The sequence below is a fragment of the Myroides sp. WP-1 genome (genome assembly GCF_014145635.1).
In the GTDB taxonomy this organism is placed as follows: Bacteria; Bacteroidota; Bacteroidia; order Flavobacteriales; family Flavobacteriaceae; genus Flavobacterium.
Map to the genome: position 1 here is coordinate 1 of NZ_JACHTC010000019.1, position 15,945 is coordinate 15,945.

At 36.8% G+C, this 15,945-nt stretch carries 13 protein-coding genes; 5 read left to right on the plus strand and 8 right to left on the minus strand.

Features of this window, described 5'->3' with window-relative positions:
* Positions 1-286: 286 nt before the first annotated feature.
* A complete protein-coding gene (recO, locus tag H4K33_RS13920; RefSeq protein ID WP_182650024.1) occupies positions 287-1,000 on the minus strand; it encodes a DNA repair protein RecO in 714 nt (237 codons plus the stop codon).
* On the minus strand, positions 1,000-3,324 hold the full coding sequence (locus tag H4K33_RS13925; protein ID WP_182650026.1) for a two-component regulator propeller domain-containing protein: 2,325 nt from the start codon (positions 3,322-3,324) through the stop codon (positions 1,000-1,002). Before H4K33_RS13925 ends, recO begins: the two co-directional genes overlap by 1 nt.
* A 327-nt stretch (positions 3,325-3,651) precedes the next feature.
* Between H4K33_RS13925 and H4K33_RS13930 the strand changes: the two genes are divergently transcribed.
* From H4K33_RS13930 to H4K33_RS13945, 4 genes are all read left to right on the plus strand, one after another.
* Entirely contained in the window at positions 3,652-4,737 is a 1,086-nt protein-coding gene (locus H4K33_RS13930; RefSeq protein ID WP_182650028.1) for a PCMD domain-containing protein, read from the plus strand.
* Complete coding sequence (locus tag H4K33_RS13935) at positions 4,724-5,545, plus strand: porin family protein (RefSeq protein ID WP_182650030.1); 822 nt, start codon at positions 4,724-4,726, stop codon at positions 5,543-5,545. Before H4K33_RS13930 ends, H4K33_RS13935 begins: the two co-directional genes overlap by 14 nt.
* 277 nt (positions 5,546-5,822) lie before the next feature.
* Positions 5,823-6,953 carry a PCMD domain-containing protein gene (locus tag H4K33_RS13940; RefSeq protein WP_182650032.1) on the plus strand — a complete coding sequence of 377 codons (1,131 nt, stop codon included), beginning with the start codon at positions 5,823-5,825 and terminating at the stop codon, positions 6,951-6,953.
* Positions 6,954-6,968: 15 nt separating this feature from the next.
* Positions 6,969-7,742, plus strand: coding sequence for a porin family protein (locus tag H4K33_RS13945; protein WP_182650034.1), 774 nt, complete (start codon positions 6,969-6,971; stop codon positions 7,740-7,742).
* Positions 7,743-7,800: 58 nt separating this feature from the next.
* Here the strand turns inward: H4K33_RS13945 and H4K33_RS13950 are convergent, their stop codons facing one another.
* Positions 7,801-9,069: an ectonucleotide pyrophosphatase/phosphodiesterase gene (locus H4K33_RS13950; protein WP_182650036.1), complete on the minus strand. Its 1,269-nt coding sequence runs from the start codon at positions 9,067-9,069 to the stop codon at positions 7,801-7,803.
* A 97-nt stretch (positions 9,070-9,166) separates the two neighbouring features.
* Here H4K33_RS13950 and H4K33_RS13955 point away from each other — a divergent pair, with 97 nt between their 5' ends.
* On the plus strand, positions 9,167-9,961 hold the full coding sequence (locus H4K33_RS13955) for an NAD(P)H-binding protein (protein ID WP_182650038.1): 795 nt from the start codon (positions 9,167-9,169) through the stop codon (positions 9,959-9,961).
* A gap of 29 nt (positions 9,962-9,990) precedes the next feature.
* On the opposite strand, the gene H4K33_RS13960 is transcribed toward H4K33_RS13955, so the two are convergent.
* The 5 genes from H4K33_RS13960 to ricT form a co-directional block, all read right to left on the minus strand.
* The gene (locus tag H4K33_RS13960) at positions 9,991-10,647 is read right to left on the minus strand and encodes a CoA transferase subunit B (RefSeq protein ID WP_182650040.1); all 657 of its coding nucleotides are present in this window, start codon (positions 10,645-10,647) and stop codon (positions 9,991-9,993) included.
* Positions 10,648-10,675: 28 nt separating this feature from the next.
* The gene (locus tag H4K33_RS13965; RefSeq protein WP_060874623.1) at positions 10,676-11,374 is read right to left on the minus strand and encodes a CoA transferase subunit A; all 699 of its coding nucleotides are present in this window, start codon (positions 11,372-11,374) and stop codon (positions 10,676-10,678) included.
* A 68-nt stretch (positions 11,375-11,442) separates the two neighbouring features.
* On the minus strand, positions 11,443-13,743 hold the full coding sequence (locus H4K33_RS13970) for a penicillin-binding protein 1A (protein WP_182650042.1): 2,301 nt from the start codon (positions 13,741-13,743) through the stop codon (positions 11,443-11,445).
* A 15-nt stretch (positions 13,744-13,758) separates the two neighbouring features.
* On the minus strand, positions 13,759-14,253 hold the full coding sequence (locus H4K33_RS13975; protein ID WP_182650044.1) for a gliding motility lipoprotein GldH: 495 nt from the start codon (positions 14,251-14,253) through the stop codon (positions 13,759-13,761).
* Positions 14,240-15,817 (minus strand): regulatory iron-sulfur-containing complex subunit RicT, encoded by a 1,578-nt coding sequence (gene ricT, locus H4K33_RS13980; RefSeq protein ID WP_182650046.1) that lies wholly within the window; start codon positions 15,815-15,817, stop codon positions 14,240-14,242. The genes H4K33_RS13975 and ricT overlap by 14 nt, the downstream gene beginning before the upstream one ends.
* Positions 15,818-15,945 lie beyond the last annotated feature (128 nt).

Consider the following 15,945-nt stretch of genomic DNA (forward strand, 5'->3'; position numbering starts at 1 on the left):
AAAATTGACTGTTTTTTGTTGTTTGTGAGATTGGATGGTTGTTTTTTTGGTGAGACGGTGAGGTGATGAGGTGATGAGATGATGAGATGATGAGATGGTGAGATGGTGAGGTGATGAGATGGTGAGGTGATGAGATGGTGAGGTGATGAGATGGTGAGGTGATGAGATGGTGAGATGGTGAGATGGTGAGATGGTGAGATGGTAAGGTGATGAGATGATGAGATGGTGAGGCGGTGAGATGGTGAGGTGAGGTGAGGTGATGGTGAGATGGTGAGATGAGCAAACCTCACGCAAATACCTCCTTCAACACTTCCAACGATTTTGGTTTTTTAAAAGCGGTAAAGTGAACTTCATAGTACTTCATCAATAGGGTTAACAGCGTTTTTCTATCGCGAGAAGAAAACACTTTTTGATCCGAGTCAAAGCCCAGTTGCAATAAGCGCTTCAGTAAAAATGTTTCTTCTGCATCAAAACAATTGGCCACGTGAATATCAGTAAAAACTCCTTCATACCAATCAAAATAATGGCAAGTTACTTCTGATACATCAGGATAAAAGCCGAGATATTTCGTCAATTCGACTAACAACAACAAATGAAAGTTAGCTGTTTCTTCATGGGTATCTAACCACAGCAAGGCAGTCTCTACAAAGGCATAAAACTGTTTGTCTCGCTCTTGTTCACTAACTATCATACTCAAGATTTCACTGACAAAAAGTGCAATGCTATTTTTGGAAAAATCATAGTAAATCGTCTGATAGACTTGATCTACTTTTATCTCCTTAAAATACTCCATTCCCCCTTTATTCTTAAAAGCAAACGTAACATCTAACAACATTAAAGGTTGAAAATACGCTATTTTCGGTGCATTTTTCCCTTTGGAAAAAGCGTTGCGAACAAAAAAAGTTTGAATCCCAACTTCTTCTGTCAAGCATTTGACAATTAAACTTTTATCTTGGTATTTGATCGCTTGTAACACGATCGCTTTGGTTTGTATAATCATTAGCGAATGATCATTAATTTTTTCACTTTTGTATTGCTGTGATCATCGGAAGATACCATAATCAAATACACTCCTGATCCAACTCTCTTCCCATTAAAGGCATGCGTATCCCAAATAACTGTACCGCCATTGGACGTGGTCTCAAAAACTAAATTACCTTCAATATCCGTAATCTTAACTACAGAGCGATCCATTAATCCAACGATGCGTACTTCACCTAAATATTCTGGTCGAACGGGATTTGGGTAAGCATAAAACGAACTATTGGTATCTTGTCCTTCAGAAGTATCTGCCATAAAAGAAACAACACCGAGATCAGTAGCGAAGAAGATTTCTCCAGCTATCGGATCAGCTGCAATATCATTGATGGTATTACTGGGTAAAGGTGAATTGTCTTTTGTAAAATGGTAGATTATTTCTTTCCCTGTTGCAGACACTAAGAATACTCCTGCATCAGCAATAGCCACCCATTTTCGATTAGCTCCATCTACTTCAATCTTCGTAATATACTGTTGATAGAACAATTCTTCTCCAATTCCATTTTCTTCAATTACAATATTTACTGGTTTGAGAGCAGAAGTCTGTAAAAACTGATTGACATTCTGAATGACGCGCAATCCTTTGTTTGTTCCAATCCATAATTGGTTATTTTTATCTAGGGCAATCGCACTTACGTTATCTGAGGGTAGTGTACCCGAATCGGTTCCTAAAGAGGTCAATCGATTGTTTTTCGTTTCGTTGAAAACAAGCAACCCATCTTCTAGTGAGGGTATCCATTTGGTGTTGTTTTTATCGACAACTAATCGCCCATAATTTCCTCTTTTATAATCAAACATAACGGCAGACGTATTGTAGGATTCCCATTTATTATTGGCGTCTTTACTCTTTAAGGCACTACGCACAAAGTTATTAGTCACCCACAGCTTTCCTTGCTTATCGAAAACCACTCCATTGACGCGAACACTGGCATAACCCGCTGGTAAATTGGAATTGTTAGGATCAATTTCTAAATTTTCTAATCCTGTTGTCCCAGTATTTTCATGGTTCCACAAGGTTACTTCGCTATCTTGAAGAGCTTGACTTTTCAATTTAATTTGCAACAATCCTGAATGATAGGACCCAACGTATAATTCATTTTCATTTTTGGGATTCAGCGTGGCATAGGTTAGTGCACGTGCTTCTTTCAATTGACTAAACGAAATAAACTCCCATCCTTTTTTCTTGTTAAAATAACTTAGTCCCCTCGCTGTCAAAGTGGGAACATAAGGGTTGTAGGTGTTTTTATCGTACCCACCACTGATAAACCAAGTTCCAGCACGTGTAGCAAGTAACGAGAAAACGCGATTGGATTCGGGGCCATCAGGTGAAAGTGACTCACGAGAGCCGTTTTTGTTCCATTGAATCAAGCCTTGGTAGTTACTCCCTAAGTAATAGCTACCATTTACCGCAACCGCATCAATAAGATCAGATTGGCTAAGCAGTTCTACTAGTTGGTTTTCGGCATATAATTCAAATAACTTAGACGAAGTAAGCACTATTAATTTTCCCTCTTCATTGACATTAAATTTTACTATCGGTTGATCCACCTGTGCTACTGCAGTGATTTGTTGTGATTGAATCAATCGATACAAAGTAGCATCTTCTTTTGCACTTAAATAAATCTTGCGACCCAAGACGTAGCCTCGTTCCCACGTTTTAGTGTTTTCCCAAGTGTCCCACTGTCTGTAGTCTACCTTATTAGTGTTCTGTAATGTAATTTGTTTCACTCCCTCAACTGTAATAGCGAATAAGTCTACATCAGTAGCTATGATATCCTTTACCGCAATATTCTTGCCATTTTGACCAATATAGTAACTATCGCCAAAAGTGTTATTGTTGAGATTAAAAAGGCTGATACCATAATTAGTGGCAATATATATTTCTCCTTTTACCTCTAAAAAAGCATTAATTCTACGCTCAATTTGTTGTAAGCTAGGTTTGTTCTTGATATCTAAAATCGTTCGAATACGATCGCTTTTCAAGTCGTAAACAAGCAAACTTCCATCTTCATTTCCAATCAATACTTTTTGATGAACTTCACTAAAATAAAGAGCCGTGATGGTATTGGTTTTTAACCCACTAATCGAATTGTAAACTTCAACACTATTGCTATTTACATTATAGCGCAACAAAGCAGATGGAGTTGCTCCAAAAACAACATCCTTCCCTTTTGTAAGTGCAACTAATTCTTTATAAGAAAAATAGCTATTCCACTTTTGATTTTCTTGTGCACAAAGACTTGTAACCACAAAAAATAACAACCCTATTAAACCTCTGATTTTCATACAGCTTATTTACAATCAAACAAATATACTATTATCGTCCAAAATAAAGTAAAAATGAGCCAATTTTGGTTCAACGCCTGCGCTAAAATCCCTTTTCTGCACCATATTGCAGATTCTTGTTGTTTTTTAATTCTTCTGTTGAAAAACAACCACCCCTTCTATTCTTCTTGTTTTTTATCAAAAAATCACAGTATATGACAAAAAAACACAAAATAAAACACATTTTTAAAACCAAAATAGTAGTATATTTCCTACTGCAAATAACAAAACGACTGCCCTTGGCAAGGTAGTTGTGAAATTAAATCGCATATTAAATAAACCCCCGCTATGAAGAACAGCGTTTTCCTCTTTTTGATAGGATTTGGCCTAGCGTGTACTAGTTGTATCAAAGACGAAGAACTAGATACAAATGCAGATATATTGGAAGCTTATATTCCGACAGAATATTTGAAGATGGATCCCATTATCACGAATACCTCTGTTGAATTTCGCGTAAAGTCTAATATTAACTTAGAAAAGCAAACTCCTTTTTTCATCATTTCTCCCAACGCGACCATGGATCCACCCAATGGGGTAACTCGTGATTTCACGACCGCACAAGAAGTAGTCGTTACTGCACAAGATAAACGTTGGAAGAAAACGTATCTAGTCAGCTTTACGAGCGATGAATTAAGTACGTTTTACAATTTCAACAACGCAGAATTGACGGATAGAGATCGCTATTATCGCTTTTATGAGATAGGTTCTAATGGAGAAAAAATTTACGATTGGGACAGTGGAAATCAAGGTTATGCTACAATTGCGGGTTCTACTCCACCAGAGGACTATCCTACCGCGGCTGTTCCGGGACGACAAGGAGGATTAGCCGTTAAAATGCAAACGGTATACACTTCAAGTTTCGCTGCAGGTACGGGAAACCCTATAGCTGCAGGAAATTTATTTTTAGGACAGTTTAAACTCAATCCTTTTAACACACTAAAATCAACGCGATTCGGATTGCCTTACACAGAAGCATTACCCTCTAAGGTAAGAGGTGTTTACAAATATACTGCTGGCGAAGTTGTTACTGATGAACACTTCAAAGAAGTCGTAGGCGCGAAGGATTCCTTTGATATTTACGCCATCATCTTTGAATTACAGAAAAAAGATAATTTTTTAACTGGAGATCACAATTTTGAGGACCCGAGAAACGTAGCCATAGCAAGAATTCCACAACAAGATCGCCTAGAAACGAACACGTGGAGTACTTTTAATTTTCCATTTGAAATGGTTGCTGGCAAGTCTTATGATCCAAACAAAAACTATATGATTGCCCTTGTTATGACTTCTAGTATTGATGGCGCGGCATTTAAAGGCGCTATTGGAAGTACCTTGTTAGTTGATGAAATAGAATTAGTTTATGAAAAAGAATAATCGCATCCTCTCTCTTACTTTACTGTTGGTTTGTCTTCTTGCACAACCAAACAGCCTTTGGGCACAATCAACTCCAATAACCGTCCAACAAGAGGAAAAGACAGCCAATTTTGTTGCCTTTTTCACGAAAAACACAACCTATCAAGCCCGTGCACAATTTAGTATTGGAGGCAGTACACCATTGGGTATACCTGCACAAATACGCGAAATAAATAGCTACAATCCAACTTTACAGTTAGGATTAGAAGTTAACGCAACCAAATGGCTTTCTGATGACCAAATCTGGGGAATACGAACGGGATTGCGCTTTGAAGGCCGAGGAATGCGAACCGATGCACGGGTAAAAAATTACTACACGCAAATCGATGGAGAAGCCGGAAAACAAACCAAAGGTTACTTTACTGGAAATGTAAAGACTAAAATGAAAAACTCCTATATAACATTTCCTGTTCTTGCGGTCTATCAAGCAAATGAGAAATGGAATGTCTACGGCGGTTTTTACTTTTCTGGTTTAATTGACAAAGACTTCACAGGCTATGTATATGAAGGTGTTTTAAGAGAAGGCAATCCTATAGGTACCCCTGTTGAGTTTAATAATGGCGGTAAAGGAGAATATGATTTTTCTGCTGATCTCAATCGCTTTCAATGGGGAACAGAAATAGGTTTTGAATACAAAATGGATGAGCACTTTCGCCTGTTTTCAGATCTGAATTGGGGACTTAATAACCTATTTAAAAAAGATTTCGAAGCTATTACGTTCAATATGTACAGTATATATGTAAACATTGGTTTTGGATATCAATTTTAAATGCCCTATCGACGAATAGTACACAAAGAAGAACTAAAACTACTGAGTAATTGCAATTATTCAATTTGTTTTAAATGATTTTGCTATAAAAACACAGTTTTATCTTAATAGGATGAAATTTATATAACAATTTCATTCATTTTAAGCACTAAAAATCACAATATAAACAACTAAAAAGCAAAAAACGATAATTCTCAACAATATAAAGTAAATTTGTAATATAGGGTTACGCTAAGAATAATAAAACGTTACCCAAACATTATAAAAACTACTTTCAATGATGAGAAACAACTATTTTTTCTTATCCCTATCGCTGTCGATAGGGCTACTTTTTTCATCTTGTATCAAAGATGAAGCCTTAAATGCAGAAGCAGATATTGAAACGGCTACTATCAATCAAGAATTTTTACTAACAGCTCCGATCGTTAGTAATGACAAAGTAACCTTTCGTGTTTCAAAATCGCTTGACTTAACTCAAATTGCTCCTGAATTTACCCTTACCCCAGGAGCTACAATTATCCCTCCAAGTGGAACTGTAAGAGATTTCAGTAATGGACCTTTAATTTATAGAGTTACTTCAGAAAGCAAAACATGGAGTAAAATTTATACGATTGACTTTACCAATGCTGAAATTTCGACAATTTACAACTTTGAACTATTCAAAGAAATAGCGGGTGGTTTCTACGGAAACGACTACTATCATGTTCTTTATGATATTCTTCTAGATGATAAGGGGGTAGAGAAAGAAGAGTTTATATGGGCAAACGGAAATCAAGGATTTGCCATGACTGATGGTAATCCCGATAATCCTAAAAAACCAAGCGATTTCCCTACTTCCGTAATTCCAGACGGTTTTGTGGGTCACGGTATGAAATTAACAACCTTATCTACAGAGCCACTAGGTCCAATGATGGGAAGTCCATTAGCCGCTGGAAATTTATTTTTGGGCGAATTTGATTTAGCAACCGCTGTTTCAAAACCTTTAAAAGGAACCAAATTTGGTCTTGATTTCAACTATGAACCAACAGTATTCAGAGGATTCTTTAAGTACACAAGAGGAAAAGATTTCCAAGTAAACAATCCAGATAAAAACAAACTAACAGAAGATCGCTGGGATGCGTACGCTATTCTATTTGAAGCAAATACAAATGAATTTCTATATGGTGATCACGACTTTGTTGATGAAAAGATTGTTTCCATTGCTCGTGTTCCTGACACATTAAAAAAAGAAACAAATACATGGACTTTGTTTGAAATTCCGTTTACCTATGTTGAAGGGAAACACTATGATCCACACAAAAAATACAAATTAGCCATTGTTTTCTCCTCAAGTGAAGAAGGCAGTCTTTTTAATGGAGCCATTGGAAGCACACTTTACATTGATGAAGTTGAGATTTTAAAAAACTAATTTAATTACACAGCAATGAACTTTAAATATCTATATACGATCTTGTTATTTCCTTTAGCATTATCGACCTATGCTCAAGAAGAAGAGGCAAAATCATCGCATTTTTTTAACGAGAACGTCACCTATCAAGTTCGTTCTCAATTTAGTATTGGAGGAGCAGCTCCTTTGGGATTACCTCGTGAGATCCGCAAAGTAAAAAGCTATAACCCCACTATGCAATTAGGGATGGAAGCCAATGTGACCAAATGGTTTTCGGATGAACAAAAATGGGGTGTTCGCCTTGGAATTCGAGTGGAAGGAAAAGGAATGAAAACAGATGCTAGAGTGAAAGATTACATCACGGAGATCAACTATAATGGTGCACATGTAAAAGGTCATTTCACAGGGGATGTTAAAACGGAAATTCGCAATACTTATTTAACTTTTCCTGTCCTTGCAACCTATAACATCAACAAGCAATGGAATGTCTATGGAGGATTATACTTCTCCACGGCAATTGATCAGTCTTTTGATGGGTATGTATACGATGGTTATCTAAGACAAACGAATCCCACAGGACAAAAATTAATCTTTGAAGATGGTAAGAAAGCTGATTATGATTTTTCCAATAATGTGAATAAATTCCAATGGGGAACTCAAATTGGAGCTGAGTGGAAGCTCAATCAAAACTTCTTTCTCTTTGGCGATGTTACCTACGGGTTCAACGGCCTTTTAGATAAAGATTTTGATGCTATTTCATTTAGTATGCACAACATCTATTTGAACTTAGGTTTTGGATACCAATTTTAAACCATAAAAAAACTCGATCTTCATCAGATCGAGTTTTTTTTTATGGATAAGCTTTATCTTATTTTACAACTTCTTTTATAACTCTTTTATCTCCATCAATTTTTTCATAATCGACCTTCAAGTCAAGAATTTTTGCAATAATTGGATAAACCAATACATTTTCGAATGAATCTACTTTATTATTTTCACGAATATTTGGTCCTGCAGCCACAAAAATAGCATGCATTTCATTTACTACATTTGGATCAAAACCATGACTACCTGCTAATGGTTTATTCGTAAAATAATAAGGAGGATTTGCAGTTAACACAATGTCACCTACTCTATCAAATCGATCATCTTTGCCAGAGAAATGGAATTCTTTTGGCAATTCACCCTTTAGATATACCTGCATCAGTTTCGGATCCATTGTCTTTTTGATCTCATCATAATACTTCTTAATATCCTTTTGTTGATGAACGAAAAGACTTACATAAGTTCCATTTGATGCTACTGAAACTTCTTTTTCTTCAATCTTGATTGGCAACTGTAATAATGTCTCTTGATCAAGCTCTAACATTCCATGATCCGAAACAACTATTAGATTAATTGGCAATGGTGTGTTTTCAACGATCATTAATAATTTTTTCATTGCTTGATCCACCTCAAAAACTGCTTTTTCCGTTTCTGGAGCATCAGGTCCGTATTGGTGACCCGCATGATCAACATCAGGCATATAGAACGTAATAAAGTGAGGGCGCTCCTCTTCTGGTAAGTTTAACCATTTTTCAACTTGGTTTAAACGACTATCGATACTACTTTTCTCAGAATACTTATAGTAATACGTTGGCAATGTTTCTTGGATAGCGGCTTCCGATCCTGGCCAATAGTAACAAGCACTTAGCATTCCTTGTTGTTCTGCTAATACCCATAGTGGAGTTCCACCATACCACTTCGCATTGGTAACTGCTTTTTCATTTCCTAATGAATATCGATCTCCTGTTGATCGATCATACATGTTATTCCCAACTAACCCGTGATGTCCAGGGTATAATCCGGTAACAATAGAGTAATGGTTTGGGAAAGTAACCGAAGGATAAGAAGGAACTAACGATTTTGCTCGTGTTCCCTTAAATCCGATTTTACCTAGTGTTTCCGCTTGATACTTATCAATATAATCATGGCGAAAACCATCTAAAGAAACGAGGATCACATAAGGTTTCTTCTGTTGTTCCAGACTATTTTTTCTGTCTTTTATAACAATTTGCTTTTCTACTTCTTGTGCTTGAGTATTAAAACTCCCGCCTATAAGAAGTAAAGTCATCATAGACAATACGAATTTTTTCATGGCTACTGAAATTTATAAATTCAAATATCAACAGATTAATCTACACACCCAAAAGAAATGTTTAATTTTAGCTTTTGATAGTAAAAAAATACAACAAATGAAAACAATTGGAATACTCGGTTGTGGTTGGTTGGGGTTACACCTGAGTCAACACCTCCTCCAAACGAACTATATCGTCAAAGGATCTACAACAAGTCCAAGTAAATTAGACGAACTAAAAGCACAGGGTATTGATCCTTATCTTGTGGATTTACAACATCCAAATGACGATGAAATCAACGCTTTCCTTTCAAATATTGAAGTTTTAGTTATTACAATTCCTCCAATTAGAGGTGAAGAGAGCACGTTGTATCAAACAAGTTTTAAGCGTCTTATTCCTTACCTAATTCAAAATAAAGTAAAGAAAGTAATGATGATGAGTTCGGTTTCTGTATATGAGCCTAGCGAAACGGTTATCACGGAATCTAGCACTGCATACAGCCAAGATCCAACAAGCAAACAGATTGTAGAAGCAGAAGAAGTATTGCAGTCTACTCGTGAATTGACTAGTTATATCTTGCGTTTAGGTGGGTTATTTGGTCCTGATCGAAAACCTGTTCGCTACATTGTAAATCGCGGTATACTTGACAATCCTGCTATGCCAATTAACATGATACACCTCAACGATATTATCCAATTTACAACCGCTCTTTTAGGAGGCAGCTTTACGACAAACGAGGTCTACAATTTAGTTTCGCCTCATTATAAAGATCGTTTCGATTATTATAGTAGAGAAGCGGAAGAACTAGGCTTAACTTTACCTCCATTGGGGGCAAATGACGATAAAACACATCGAAAAATTGAGGGCACTAAAATAGCTTTACAAACGGGAATTGCATACCAGAAAATATAAAAAAAGGAGGTTTAAAAAACCTCCTTTTTTTAATCTAAAATCATTTCAGGGATATTCCCTTCAATAATCAATTCAACTTCCGTTGCTTTGACAATATCTTCAACAGATACACCTGGTGCTCTTTCTAATAGTTTAATTCCATTAGCCGTAACTTCCATTACAGCAAGTTCGGTAACGATTTTCTTCACACAACCTACCCCTGTTAAAGGCAAGCTACATTTTTTTAAAATTTTAGATTCTCCCGCTTTGTTAACGTGCATCATGGCAACAATGATATTTTCTGCAGAAGCAACTAAATCCATTGCTCCACCCATACCTTTAACCATTTTTCCAGGGATTTTCCAATTGGCAATATCTCCACTTTCAGAAACTTCCATTGCCCCTAAAATTGTCAAGTCTACGTGTTTTCCTCTGATCATTCCAAAACTCGTTGACGAATCAAAGAACGACGCCCCTGGTAAGGTTGTTATCGTTTGTTTTCCTGCATTAATTAGGTCTGGATCTTCTTCTCCTTCGTAAGGGAAAGGTCCCATCCCTAAAACGCCGTTTTCACTTTGAAAATCAACATTCATTCCTTCTGGTACATAATTAGCAACAAGTGTTGGAATACCAATACCCAAGTTTACAAAAAATCCATCTTGTAACTCTTTTGCTATGCGTTTTGCAATACCTACTTTATCTAACATAATATTTCTTTAAACGATTGGTTGGTTGTTATCTTTGACGAACAGTACGTTGCTCAATTCTCTTCTCGTATTTTTCTCCTTGAAAGATACGTTTAACAAAAATACCGGGTACGTGGATTTCATTTGGATCTAACGTTCCAATTGGCACAAGCTCTTCTACCTCAGCCACTGTGATTTTACCAGCACCTGCCATACATTCATTAAAGTTTCTTGCAGTTCCTTTGAAAATTAAATTTCCTGCTTCATCACCTTTCCACGCTTTTACAATGGCAAAATCAGCATCAAAAGCTTCTTCTAAAATATGAGGTTTACCATTGAAAACACGCACTTCTTTTCCTTCTGCTACTTCCGTACCATATCCTGCTGGTGTAAAAAACGCAGGAATTCCCATCTTAGCAGCTCTACATTTTTCTGCTAAAGTACCTTGTGGAGTCAACTCAACATTAAGTTCTCCAGACAACATTTGACGTTCAAATTCAGCATTTTCTCCCACATAAGAAGAAATCATTTTGTCAATTTGATGTTTTTGCAACAACAAACCTAGACCAAAATCATCTACTCCTGCATTGTTAGAAATACACGTTAAGCCTTTAATATTCTTGCGAACAAGCTCTGCGATTGAGTTTTCAGGTATTCCACACAATCCAAAACCACCAAGCATTATCGTCATATTATCTTGAACATCAGCCAATGCTTCTTGAACATTAGCTACTTTTTTGTTTATCATAATCTCTGGTTTAATTAACTGCTCTAAAATATAAAAAAAACGCCTTTAAAAAAAGGCGTTTTTTACTATTAAAAATCAAATTCATTTGTGTCAAGTTCTTCATCAGAATTTTCTGCTTCTTGTACAATTCTGCTGCAATCTACCCGAATAGACAATCCTTCTGGCACTTCAAATGCGGCCTTGGAAACATGCAATGACTTATCGGCATAACATTTATTCATAAACAAGCCCCAAATTGGCAAAGCCATTGTTGCTCCTTGTCCATATAACATCGTATCGAAGTGAGCTGCACGATCGTCATTTCCAACCCAAACTCCAGTAGCTAAGTTAGGAACCATTCCAATAAACCATCCATCACTTTGATTTTGTGTTGTACCCGTTTTACCGGCAATAGGATTGGTAAATTTGTATGGGTGTCCTGTTACGCGTTTATATCCTGGTCCTTGCCATGTTGTACGCAAGCGAACCCCAGATCCACTTTCTGTAACTCCTTCTAATAATTTCACTACTGTATAAGCTACATCTTTGCTCAATACATCTTTTGTTTCTGGAATTGCATTAAATAAAACAACTCCATTTTTATCTTCAATTCTCGTAACGAAAATTGGTTTAACGTAAATTCCTTGATTGGCAAATGTACTATAAGCCGCAACCATATCGCTTACGGTAATATCTACTGCACCTAAGGCAATAGCTGGACTTTGTGGGATATCTGCAGTTATTCCTAAATCACGTGTCATATTTACAACTGCTTTCGGTCCAACTTTATCCATTAATTTAGCTGTTACTGTATTCACAGATCCCGCTAATGCTTGTTTCAAAGTCATGATGCCTTTGTAACTTCTATTCGAGTTTTGTGGAGACCAGTCTTGACCAATTCCGTAACGTCCTTTCGGCATCGTAAATGGAGAGTCAATAATAGAATCACAAGGTGAATAATGCAATTGTTCAATTGCTGTTGCATAAACAAACGGTTTAAATACCGATCCAACTTGTCTTGCTCCTTGTCCTACGTGATCATACTGGAAGTGCTTGTAATTAATACCTCCAACCCAAGCCTTAATATGCCCTGTTTGAGGTTCCATCGCCATCATTCCGGTTTGCAAGAAATGCTTGTAATACAAAATTGAATCTCGCGGAGTCATCACTGTATCAATCTCACCTTTCCATGAGAAGATGCGCATTTCTGTTTTAACTTTAAAAGATTTTAGGATTTCGTCTTCTGACTTTCCTAAATCTTTCATTTGACGCCAACGTTCAGATGCTTTCATTGCACGCATAATAATTGCTTCCGTATCTGCGTCTGAAATCTTATAAAAAGGTGCGTTTTTATTGTTTTTTTGTCGAATAAAGAACTCCTCTTGCAAGTTGCTGATATGTTCTTGAACCGCTTGTTCTGCATATTTCTGCATACGAGAATCAATAGAAACGTAAATTTTTAATCCATCTCTATAGATGTCATATGTAGTTCCGTCTTTTTTCGGGTTTTCCTTTACCCAACGACGCATATAGTCACGTAAATATTCTCTAAAATAAGTAGCGATTCCTTCTCTATGGCTTTCTGGAGTAAAATGCAATGACAAAGGAGCTTCTTGTAAACGCAGGCTCTCTTCTTTGGTAATAAACTCGTTTTTAGCCATTTGGTGTAAAACTACATTACGTCTTTTTTGCACCAATTCTGGTCTTCGCACAGGATTAAAATACGCCGGATTTTGAAGCATACCCACTAACATAGCTGCTTCATCAATAGTTAGATCTTTGGGTTCTTTTCCCAAGTATACTTTAGCAGCCGATCGGATTCCTACCGCATTATTAACAAAATCAGCTTTGTTTAAATACATGGTTAAGATCTCCTCTTTGGTATATTGGCGTTCTAATTTAACCGCAATAACCCATTCTTTTGCTTTCTGTGTAATACGTTTAGCCAAGTTACGCGACCCTTCACCGTGGAATAACAATTTAGCCAACTGCTGCGTAATTGTACTAGCTCCTCCGCTACTTCCTACAGAAGTAACAGCGCGTAATGTTCCTCTTGCATCAATTCCCGAGTGTCCATAAAAACGCTCATCCTCAGTAGCGATTAACGCTTGAACCAAATGAGAAGGCAAATCTTCGTACTTTGCAGGTACGCGATTTTCTAAATAAAATTTTCCAATTGTTTTTCCATCTTCTGAAATAATTTCAGTCGCAACATTACTCGATGGATTTTCCAATTCATCAAAAGTAGGCATTGCGCCAAAAACACCCCAAGAAGCACATAGGAAGAACAATACTAAGGCTACACCTAAGCCTAAAAATCCGAACCAAAAGATAGTTAAATATCTTTTGAAATTAGCTGTTGATTGATTCGTTTGTTTTTTATTTTTCATACAATTTTAAAAAACTTATTCTGCTTTTTCGATTCTAAGTCCTACCTCACTAATACCATTTAAAGCCGGTACTCCTTCTACATCTCCTAATGCTCGAACGGCTTGTTCAAGTGTCATTTTGTATTTCCCAGCTTGATCGAAAATGTAATTTTCTTTCAGCCATAATTTACTTTCTTTGACATCTGAAAACCCATTACCGAGTAAAGCTCCGTTGGGATCAGCCATCTGGAACTGAATTGTATCAATGACAATTTCTGCATTGGGTTTATACAGTTTAAAAATGACAAACATATTGCTGTAAGGATACTCGTTATTTACGCGTACATTCATAAACAAATTATTTGCGGTCAAGGTATCTTGTACATCGCAAACAAAGGTTTTTATGTCATTTCTTTCCCAGACTCCTTTGGTTGGCTGAAATTCATCAAAAACTACTTTGTTGTCCTGTTGACAGCTGATCAACAGGCCGAACAAAAGACTCAAAGTTAAATAAAGCTTATTTATTTTCACCGTCTTGTTTATTTGTTGGGTTATTTGAATTCGTTGGACGCGGTTTTCTTTGTTTTGGTTTATTGGAACGAGGCTTTTGGTTTTTTACTTTATCCTCACCACCAGTATCTTCAGTTCCTTTAGGCTCGCGATTCACGCGTTTCTTTTCGGGTCTGCCTTCTCCTTTATCCTCAGATTTGCGTTCAGCTCTTCCTTCTGTTTTTCGTTCTGGTTTCCCTTCCGCTCTTCCTTCCGCTTTGCGCTCTGGTCTGCCTTCTGTTTTTCTTTCAGGTCTGCCTTCTGCTCTACGATCCCCTTCTTTCGCTACAGGTTTCTCTCTTCCCTCAGCGTTTTTAGTTCTATTTTTAGGTTTGCGTTTTCTATCTTCAGCAGTCTGACTAGATTCCTTCCCTTCATTTCCTTTTCCTGGAGTTGAAACACCTTCACGATCTGCCGATTTACCTTTTGATTTGGTGTTTTTTCTTCTTCGTTTTGGTTGATCAAAACGCGTAACACTATCTTGTTCAACTGCACTTTGGAAGTGATCTTTGTCTGATGGAATATCTTCGCTGTAGCTTTCTAATTCATTTCCTTTTTCGTTTTGTGCATTTAAGTCCAAGATTTCTTTAACTTGTTCTGCAGTCAACACATACCAATTGGCAGAATTATTTGCATAAGCGAACCACATTTGTCCTTTGAAAATATCGATCTTCTGACAAAAAGCAATTCCTTTTACTGTCATTAATTTCGTATCAGAATCGGGCATATCTTTCAACGCCTCCAAATACGTATCTAATTCGAAGTTTAAGCAACATTTAAGTTTACCACATTGTCCGGCCAACTTTTGTGGATTTAATGACAATTGTTGATATCGTGCTGCTGCAGTATTTACACTTCGAAAATCAGTTAACCAAGTGGAACAACAAAGCTCCCTTCCGCAAGATCCCACTCCGCCTAAACGCGCAGCTTCCTGACGAAATCCCACTTGTTTCATCTCAATGCGAATACTAAATTCTCTCGCAAATTCTTTAATTAACTGTCTAAAATCTACACGCTCACTTGCTGTATAATAAAACGTTGCTTTTGATCCGTCTCCTTGAAATTCAACATCAGATATTTTCATTTCAAGATTTAAGTTGATGGCAATTTCCCTTGCACGCATGCGCACAGGTTCTTCTTTTTCGCGAACTTCTTGCCAGATATCAATGTCCTTTTGTGTAGCTTTTCGATAGATCTTTAAGATTTCTCCTTCTGGATCTACTTTCTTTTTCTTCATCTGAACTTTCACAAGTTCCCCTACTAAAGAAACAATTCCGACGTCGTGTCCTGGAGAAGTCTCCGTTGCAACGATATCTCCCATTGCAATAGTCATCCCACTAGGATAGCGATAAAAATCTTTTCTTCCGTTCTTGAATCGAACCTCAACTATATCAAAAATGCTGTCTGAATTTGGATAAACCATATTCGACAACCAATCAAAAACTGCTAATTTATTACAGCTGTCTGTTCCGCATGTTCCGTTACTCTGACACCCTCTAGGTACGCCATTACTATCTGTCTTCGTTGAACAATTTGTACAAGCCATTTATATATTTATGTATTTATATGATTGATCCTCCAAAATTAGGAGGAATAATATTCTCACTTTTCGTTGTAAAGATACTATTTTTTTATAGGCCACTTCAAGATTTTTTTAGTTGTAATAATTCGCGC

Coding starts and splice junctions, on each gene's coding strand:
- recO (WP_182650024.1), bottom strand. CDS start 1,000: ATGATTATACAAACCAAAGCGATCGTGTTACAAGCGATCAAATACCAA.
- H4K33_RS13925 (WP_182650026.1), bottom strand. CDS start 3,324: ATGAAAATCAGAGGTTTAATAGGGTTGTTATTTTTTGTGGTTACAAGT.
- H4K33_RS13930 (WP_182650028.1), top strand. CDS start 3,652: ATGAAGAACAGCGTTTTCCTCTTTTTGATAGGATTTGGCCTAGCGTGT.
- H4K33_RS13935 (WP_182650030.1), top strand. CDS start 4,724: ATGAAAAAGAATAATCGCATCCTCTCTCTTACTTTACTGTTGGTTTGT.
- H4K33_RS13940 (WP_182650032.1), top strand. CDS start 5,823: ATGATGAGAAACAACTATTTTTTCTTATCCCTATCGCTGTCGATAGGG.
- H4K33_RS13945 (WP_182650034.1), top strand. CDS start 6,969: ATGAACTTTAAATATCTATATACGATCTTGTTATTTCCTTTAGCATTA.
- H4K33_RS13950 (WP_182650036.1), bottom strand. CDS start 9,069: ATGAAAAAATTCGTATTGTCTATGATGACTTTACTTCTTATAGGCGGG.
- H4K33_RS13955 (WP_182650038.1), top strand. CDS start 9,167: ATGAAAACAATTGGAATACTCGGTTGTGGTTGGTTGGGGTTACACCTG.
- H4K33_RS13960 (WP_182650040.1), bottom strand. CDS start 10,647: ATGTTAGATAAAGTAGGTATTGCAAAACGCATAGCAAAAGAGTTACAA.
- H4K33_RS13965 (WP_060874623.1), bottom strand. CDS start 11,374: ATGATAAACAAAAAAGTAGCTAATGTTCAAGAAGCATTGGCTGATGTT.
- H4K33_RS13970 (WP_182650042.1), bottom strand. CDS start 13,743: ATGAAAAATAAAAAACAAACGAATCAATCAACAGCTAATTTCAAAAGA.
- ricT (WP_182650046.1), bottom strand. CDS start 15,817: ATGGCTTGTACAAATTGTTCAACGAAGACAGATAGTAATGGCGTACCT.